This window comes from Ureibacillus sinduriensis BLB-1 = JCM 15800 (assembly GCF_000772955.1).
Lineage (GTDB): Bacteria > Bacillota > Bacilli > Bacillales_A > Planococcaceae > Ureibacillus > Ureibacillus sinduriensis.
This window is the reverse complement of record NZ_JPVO01000020.1, coordinates 1-6,863: the sequence shown is the minus strand read 5'-3', so window position 1 is coordinate 6,863 and position 6,863 is coordinate 1. Positions and strand designations below refer to the sequence as shown.

6 protein-coding genes and 2 pseudogenes are annotated in these 6,863 nt (G+C 35.4%); 4 read left to right on the top strand and 4 right to left on the bottom strand.

Annotated features, from left to right (window positions below; translation table 11 throughout):
* Positions 1 to 243: 243 nt before the first annotated feature.
* A complete protein-coding gene (locus CD33_RS00285; protein ID WP_235863438.1) occupies positions 244 to 1,296 on the top strand; it encodes a DUF3231 family protein in 1,053 nt (350 codons plus the stop codon).
* Between the two features lie 342 nt (positions 1,297 to 1,638).
* Here the strand turns inward: CD33_RS00285 and CD33_RS00280 are convergent, their stop codons facing one another.
* Both CD33_RS00280 and CD33_RS20850 read right to left on the bottom strand, forming a co-directional pair.
* Positions 1,639 to 2,178 carry a CBO0543 family protein gene (locus CD33_RS00280; RefSeq protein WP_036197015.1) on the bottom strand — a complete coding sequence of 180 codons (540 nt, stop codon included), beginning with the start codon at positions 2,176 to 2,178 and terminating at the stop codon, positions 1,639 to 1,641.
* A gap of 32 nt (positions 2,179 to 2,210) precedes the next feature.
* Complete coding sequence (locus CD33_RS20850) at positions 2,211 to 2,654, bottom strand: CBO0543 family protein (RefSeq protein ID WP_373906667.1); 444 nt, start codon at positions 2,652 to 2,654, stop codon at positions 2,211 to 2,213.
* Positions 2,655 to 3,031: 377 nt separating this feature from the next.
* Here CD33_RS20850 and CD33_RS00270 point away from each other — a divergent pair, with 377 nt between their 5' ends.
* On the top strand, positions 3,032 to 5,119 hold the full coding sequence (locus CD33_RS00270; RefSeq protein WP_235863439.1) for a transglycosylase domain-containing protein: 2,088 nt from the start codon (positions 3,032 to 3,034) through the stop codon (positions 5,117 to 5,119).
* A gap of 179 nt (positions 5,120 to 5,298) precedes the next feature.
* On the opposite strand, the pseudogene CD33_RS20060 reads toward CD33_RS00270, so the two are convergent.
* Both CD33_RS20060 and CD33_RS20965 read right to left on the bottom strand, forming a co-directional pair.
* A pseudogene (locus CD33_RS20060) lies at positions 5,299 to 5,436 on the bottom strand (IS3 family transposase); the annotation flags it as partial.
* A pseudogene (locus CD33_RS20965) lies at positions 5,431 to 5,583 on the bottom strand (DUF3888 domain-containing protein); the annotation flags it as partial. The pseudogenes CD33_RS20060 and CD33_RS20965, both read right to left, overlap by 6 nt.
* Before the next feature lie 271 nt (positions 5,584 to 5,854).
* Between CD33_RS20965 and CD33_RS00260 the strand changes: the two are divergent.
* The gene (locus tag CD33_RS00260) at positions 5,855 to 6,466 is read left to right on the top strand and encodes a hypothetical protein (RefSeq protein WP_036197010.1); all 612 of its coding nucleotides are present in this window, start codon (positions 5,855 to 5,857) and stop codon (positions 6,464 to 6,466) included.
* Positions 6,467 to 6,647: 181 nt separating this feature from the next.
* Positions 6,648 to 6,863, top strand: a 216-nt coding sequence (locus tag CD33_RS20570) for a hypothetical protein (RefSeq protein WP_036197008.1), incomplete at its 3' end; no start/stop codon positions are given.

The window sequence follows — 6,863 nt, the reverse complement described above, 5'->3', positions numbered from 1 at the left end:
CCAATTAGCTACATAATAAAAACTCTAACTTTAAGGGGTCACTACCTCCTAGAATAAGGAAAGTGTCTTTTTCATTAAAGGGACAATAGATAAGTTGAAAATTGAAGAAGATAATCAAAAAGGCTCTTAGCTAATTTTTTGATATCTTCTTTTTTTATTTTATCAACTGTACAGATTGTTCATTCATACATTTCCCTAGTCGAGGGAATATTATTATTTGACATATAAAATAGGAGGTTATTTATGGAACAGGCCGATAAAGAATTAAATCCAATGAATGTTTTGAAACCACTAAGTTTGAGTACGCAAGAATTAGACGAATCTCAACCTTTAACGGTTGTTGAAATGGGTAAACTTTGGGTTACCTATATGGGAAACAGTATGTCAAGTCATATTCTACCTTATTTTCTTCAGCATTGTGAGGATGAAACTATTAGGACGTTATTGGAAAATGGCTTGGAATTAAGTAATGATTTTTTGCAGAGAATTGAGAAGTTTTTTAAAGATGCAAATTTCCCTATACCAATAGGATTTACCGAAGAGGATGTAAATCTTGGTGCCCCACGTTTATACAGAGATGAGTTTTATGCACATTATTTAAAATATGCGGCTAAGGCAGGTATGAGCATTTACGCAGTAGCCATTCCGCTAGTAATGAGGGAGGATATAAGAGAATTTTTCGTTTATGCAAATCAATGTACCATGATCCTAACAGGACAAGTTAATAATCTTATATATGACAAGAAATTAGTTGTAAAACCTCCAATTATTCCAACACCTGAAAAAAGCGATTTTATAAATAAACAAAGCTATCTAAACGGTTGGCTTGGGGAGGTTAGACCACTTCATGCAATGGAAATTATTCACCTATACGATAACATTGAAAATAACACAACAAGTAAAGCGTTCTTATTAGGATTTTATCAGACCGTTAAAGATGAAAAGATAAAGACTTTATTTAAACGAGGTTTAGGAATGACCGATAAGGCGGTGAAGCAATTTGCTGAAAAGCTTCATAATGAAAACCTACAAGCACCGTCATATATCGATCATTTGGTTACAACATCCACCTATCCACCTTTTTCAGATAAAATCATGTTATACCATAAATTTGACATGTTTTCTATGAAGATAAGGACATTGGGAAACTCAATTGCGGTTAATGGAAGAAGAGATATAAGCGCTTTATATGGAAGAGCTATGGTCAATAATGGCTTATTTGCTGATGATGCGGCTAATATCTTAATTGATAAAGGTTGGCTGGAATCTCCGCCAAAAGCATTTGATAGAAAATAGAGGATTATAAAAAAGGAAAAAAGGTGGGCAATAATGCACTCACCTTTTTTTACAATGCATAATAGAGATTACTTAATGAATACCATTGCTTGCGTTAAAGAAGGAATTCTTAACCAGGCCTTCAGCTCAAATGTCTTTTTATTAAGTAAGGAAGTTACTTTAAGGTAAATAATAAACAGACTGGAAATTAAGCTAAATACAGTATTCAAAGTATGTCCCCCTCAACATTGAAAGATTTAGTGTTACATAACAACACTTAGGTTATTATGTAACCTGAAAAACAATTCTATTCTTCCCACTGAATTTTTCTTTTTTACCATATAATGAGCTACTGTAAGCATGCTATGCGAAATACTTCTGTCCAAATTTATCAATGACCCATTTAATGAATACTCCGATCAGGATATAAGGGAAAAATGAATAGATATGTTCCCAGGATTGTAATTCATATATGTGTAGCCACACCAACAGTTCTTCCAGAATAAATGCGAAGATAAATGCATTGATTGTGATGGCAATTAAGAATGTTTTCCATGGTCTAAAATATTGGTAAATAATCATATAAATAATAGGCATTTGTACAATGTGAATTTCAATAGGTATCGATAAAGGCGTTAAAGTATGATTGTATTGCCAAAACATGAGAATAACACCAAGTGCATCTAATATTGTACTTATACTAGAAACCATAAATCCGTATGAGAGTATCTCGAAAATCCTCTTTTTATCTAAAATAATGACCCATACAATACAAAGACCAAGAGTGGTAGCCAATAGAACCCACCAACTGATGGTAAATAAGGTTTCATTTAACCAATACTCCAATCTGGTGGAGCTGTACTGCTCTGATAATTTAGCAACCTCTTGCCAACTAGTTTGCATATTAAAATCCCCTATATCAAATTAATTTACATTTATTTTATTATTGAATACTTTGATGCCCACCTATGATGGAGATAAAATAAAAAAAGTAAAATCCAATCTGCAATATATGAATGCATGATATTCCACCATAATCCGTGTTCAATAAAACCAATATACAAATAAAAGAGCTCAAGTATAATGGCAAATATAGACCAATAAAAGATATAACGTGCTACCGATAAAATCGTTTGTATTTTTGGTAGTAATTGGAGGAAGAAGTAGATAACTACAAAATATAAGCCGAATCCATTTAGTAATTGAATGAAGAATTGCTCTACCTTTGATCCCGGATAGTGCCAAAGGGGATAAACAAACATCAGCAAGTCTGTAATCAATGCCAAAACAATCCCTATGTAAACAGTAAAAACATATAAATGGAATCTCTTTTTATCAGAAAAGAATAGATAGGCTATCCAACTTATAATAAAGGACACTATTGCGACAAGCACCGTAAAACACCTCTCCACCAAATCATTCTCTTTGTATAATGTACATTATCCCCCTTAGAAGAAATATTAAGACGTATAGTAAAAGATTTTTGAAGCGCGCCACAATTCATGAAATATAACTAAAAGTAAACTATATTTTTGGACATCATAATAAAAACCGAAATTAGGTGCTTTTGTTGTTGGAATGTGAACCAATGAATGGTCATGAATGGTCATGAATGGAACGGTTTACATAAGGGGGGACAAAGTAGCAGATTACAAATGCCCTATTGACTATGTATGTGACATATCTAACAATAACCTTTATGCACAGGCTGAATCGTTAGACTAGAGGGTAGAAGGTGGAACAAAACGTGAGAAGAATGGAAAGAAGACAGCAACAAAAATCGACCGGGCGGATATGGGGTAAGTTTAATGGCGAAAAATTCAGGATAAAAATTTTAGCAGCAGTTTTAATATTTTTTTTAGCCAGTTTGCTTCTATTCAATATTTTAATTTGGACAAGCGATGTCAGTAAATTAGAAGAGCCAACGCCACAGCCAACGATTATTTATGATCAAAAGGGTGATGTAGCCAGCAAGATTTCAGGTTCCAAAATTGATGGAGTTAGTATAGAACAGATTCCAGAGCATCTTGTTCAGGCAGTAATCGCTACAGAAGACCAGAAGTTTTACAAGCACGATGGCATTAATGTGATCGGAATTGTTCGGGCATTGATGCAAAACATTACGAGTGGCGATATTGTGGCGGGCGGAAGCACAATTACGCAGCAGTTGGCCAAAAACGTTTTTTTAACACAAGAACGTACATATACGAGAAAGTTTAAAGAGCTTATCTTGACGAAAAAAATTGAACAGACGTACTCCAAAGATGAAATTATGGAACGCTACTTAAACCAGATTTATTTTGGTGAAGGAGCTTGGGGCATCCAGCGTGCTTCACAGACGTACTTTGGCAAAGATGTGACGGAATTAACGATAGGTGAGTCGGCAATGCTCGCTGGGTTAATTAAAGCACCTTCCATTTTGTCGCCATTCAAAGATATGAGTAAATCAGTTGAACGGAGAGATCTTGTTGTTTCCTTAATGGAAAAGGAAGGCTACATTAGTCAAAATGATGTGGATACGGCAAAAGAACAGCCTATCGTTTTAGACGGCGAAAATACTGACGAATATAAAGGGAAATACCCATATTATGTAGACCATATCATTGAGGAAGCCATAAAAGAATATGGTCTTACAGAAAATGAGGTTCTTTCAGGTGGACTTCATATTTATACAGAATTAAATCCGGCAATACAAAATGCAGTTGAACAGGTGTACAAGGATGACGAGATGTTTCCTGAAGGGCAATCCGACCAGCTAATTCAAAGTGGAGCCATCTTCATCAACCCCTCCACTGGCGGAATAAACGCACTTGTTGGAGGAAGAGGGGAACATACTTTTAGAGGATTTAATCGGGCTACTCAACTAAAACGGCAACCTGGCTCTACCATGAAACCGCTGGCAGTATATACGCCGGCTTTGGAACAGGGATTTGAAATTTATGATAAATTACAGGACTCGCCGATTAATATAGACGGCTATCAACCAATGAATGTTGACAATCAATTCCGTGGAGAAGTGACGATGTATGATGCTTTGGTCAATTCCTATAACGTCCCGGCGGTATGGTTATTGCAAAGAATGGGATTGAAATACGGGATAAATGCAGTCGAGCGTTTCGGTATTCCATTAACCGAAGCGGATTCTAATCTAGGTTTAGCACTTGGTGGGATGAATGAAGGCGTATCGCCTTTATTGATGGCGCAGGCGTTTTCCGCATTCCCCAATAATGGGGTGATGGCAGAAGTACATGCTATTGTAAAAATTGAAGATGCCAATGGCGAGGTTATGGCGGAATGGCAAAGCAACGCTACAGAAGTCATAGGTCCTTTAGTAGCCCAGAAAATCACCTATATGCTTAGGGGTGTCGTAGAGGAAGGCTCGGGGATAAATGCTCAAGTGGAAGGTTTGGCAATAGCGGGTAAAACGGGTACAACACAACTTCCATTTGCCAATGCTGGAGGAGCAAAGGATCATTGGTTTGTCGGATATACGCCTCAAATTGTCGGGGCAGTCTGGATGGGCTATGATCAGACGGATGAAAATCATTATTTACAGGGATCCAGCGGGTCAACAGTCACAAAAATTTTCAATAAAATTCTCTCTGAGTCCATTACGGAATTTGACCAGAAAGAATTTAACTTATCATTATTAGGCAAACAGTTAAAGGAACAAGCGAATAAAGAGAAGGAACAAAGGGTGAAAGAAGAGAAGAAGGAGGAGGAAAAGGATAAGAAAGCTGGAGTAGAAGAGAAGAAGAAAGAGAAAAAGGAAGAAAAGAAAGAGAAGAAGGAAGAAGAGAAAGAGAGGAAGAAAGAAGAGAAAGAGAAGAAAGAAAAAGAGTAATTTGAGAGGCATGGAGGTTTCTGGAGAAACATTAACTATCCGGCTTAAAAGGCACTGTAGTCCATCCGTATAAATCTATCAGCTCAGCAATTTATCTTCGAATGTCATCTTTCAATTTTCCACAAAATGGCGCTATTCTTGAATTGAAGTGACCCCAAGAAAGTAGACATACTTTTAGGTTAAGCTTCTATGGAGGATTGAATTCGGTACTGTACCGGACTCAATCCTTTTAATTTTCCTTTAATACGTTTGTGATTGTAGTACTCGATATACAGTTCAAGCTCACGCTTGAAGTGAATCATACTCTCAAATTGTTGAATCGGGCGCGTAAGCATATTCATAAGCATATCCTGTAATCTAAGCTCTTCAGAGTCTTGAGTTGGTTCAGAAGATGAAGCAGCTGTTGTTTGAAAAGAAGTAATAAGGACAAGGAATAGTACAAAAGTGATTAACATCTTTTTCATTTTCTTCAAACCACCTCTTATACCTTTATCAAAATTAATTGTATAGTTTCCTCTTATGAATAAAGTATGTACTTATTGCATTCCTTGCATAAGGAAAGTGCTTTATTCAATTATAGGGTCAGATTGTTGAATAACCTTTAAAGAGATTAGGATATTTATAGTAGAATCGAGATAGAAAAAAATTGGGAAGGAGAAGTGAAAATTTGCAGCATTTTGCTACAATCAAGTAACATTAATTTTACAAGTTATAATCCTATTTGGAGTGAAACAAATGAAGAAATACTTGGAAGCTATTCTAGCTATTCTAACAATAATTCTTTTTTCCTTGGTTGCAGGCATAGCCCTGTACTTTGCTGATAGTACGGAGGAACAAAAAGTTCAAAAGTATATAAAAGAAAAATATGGATTTAAAATCGGCATAGAACAGGTAATTGAAAAGGGAATTGCTTCTCATCCTACGTTTGTGGTATTTCCGGAAAAACATCCGGATATTATATTCAAAGCAACACTGAATCCTTCGACTGATACGGTTACTGATGATTATCCTGAAGCATTGAAAGCCGACAAAGCTTTTCATAAATTAGAGAAAGTGATTCCTGCGATTGAACAACTAGAATTTGAAAGTTTTGATGAAGAATTTAAAGTAAGTTATTCAGGTTCAAAAAAACGTTTTCTTAAATTATATTCTTCCACGCCGATCGAACTGGCATCGTTTAAAGAAGAACACTTGGAACGTTTCTTTGAATTGCAGCAGTTGATTAAAGAAAGCGGCGCCAGTATTACACATGTAATGGTAGAAGACAACCGTGAACCAGTAGAAAGCAATTCCATTTATTTCGCAATGGCAGATATGAAAGATGCGAAAACAAAGGAAGAAGCCTGAGGTTTTTATCCAAATAAAAAAGAATTCATGGGTATTGGCGACAGTTATAGGGCCAAGGTGTTGAATACATAATATAAAAGAAAATAGATATCTATGTTATTAACAATAGTGAGTAGGAAGGTTTTGAACATCTCTTAGTAGAAATTTTAAGTGTAAAAATCATAATTAAGTGGGCGATAAAATGCTATTAACTCCATTAGGTAATATTAAATTATATGTTAATAATGAGGAAGTGGAATTTACTACTATAAAGTTAGATAATGATTTACATTTTCCTAGTTCGGATATAAAAGGCAGATTCTTAATCCAATATGAATATAAAAATGAAAATAAGAATCAAGAAATTAAATGCTGTATACCTTCAATTAATGTAGAGGGCGAAGTTGAGAGTGGCGAG

What these genes read in the sequence shown, in the direction of transcription:
- CD33_RS00285 (WP_235863438.1), top strand. Translation starts at nt 244, where the DNA reads ATGGAACAGGCCGATAAAGAATTAAATCCAATGAATGTTTTGAAACCA.
- CD33_RS00280 (WP_036197015.1), bottom strand. Translation starts at nt 2,178, where the DNA reads ATGCAAACTAGTTGGCAAGAGGTTGCTAAATTATCAGAGCAGTACAGC.
- CD33_RS00270 (WP_235863439.1), top strand. Translation starts at nt 3,032, where the DNA reads ATGGAAAGAAGACAGCAACAAAAATCGACCGGGCGGATATGGGGTAAG.
- CD33_RS00260 (WP_036197010.1), top strand. Translation starts at nt 5,855, where the DNA reads ATGAAGAAATACTTGGAAGCTATTCTAGCTATTCTAACAATAATTCTT.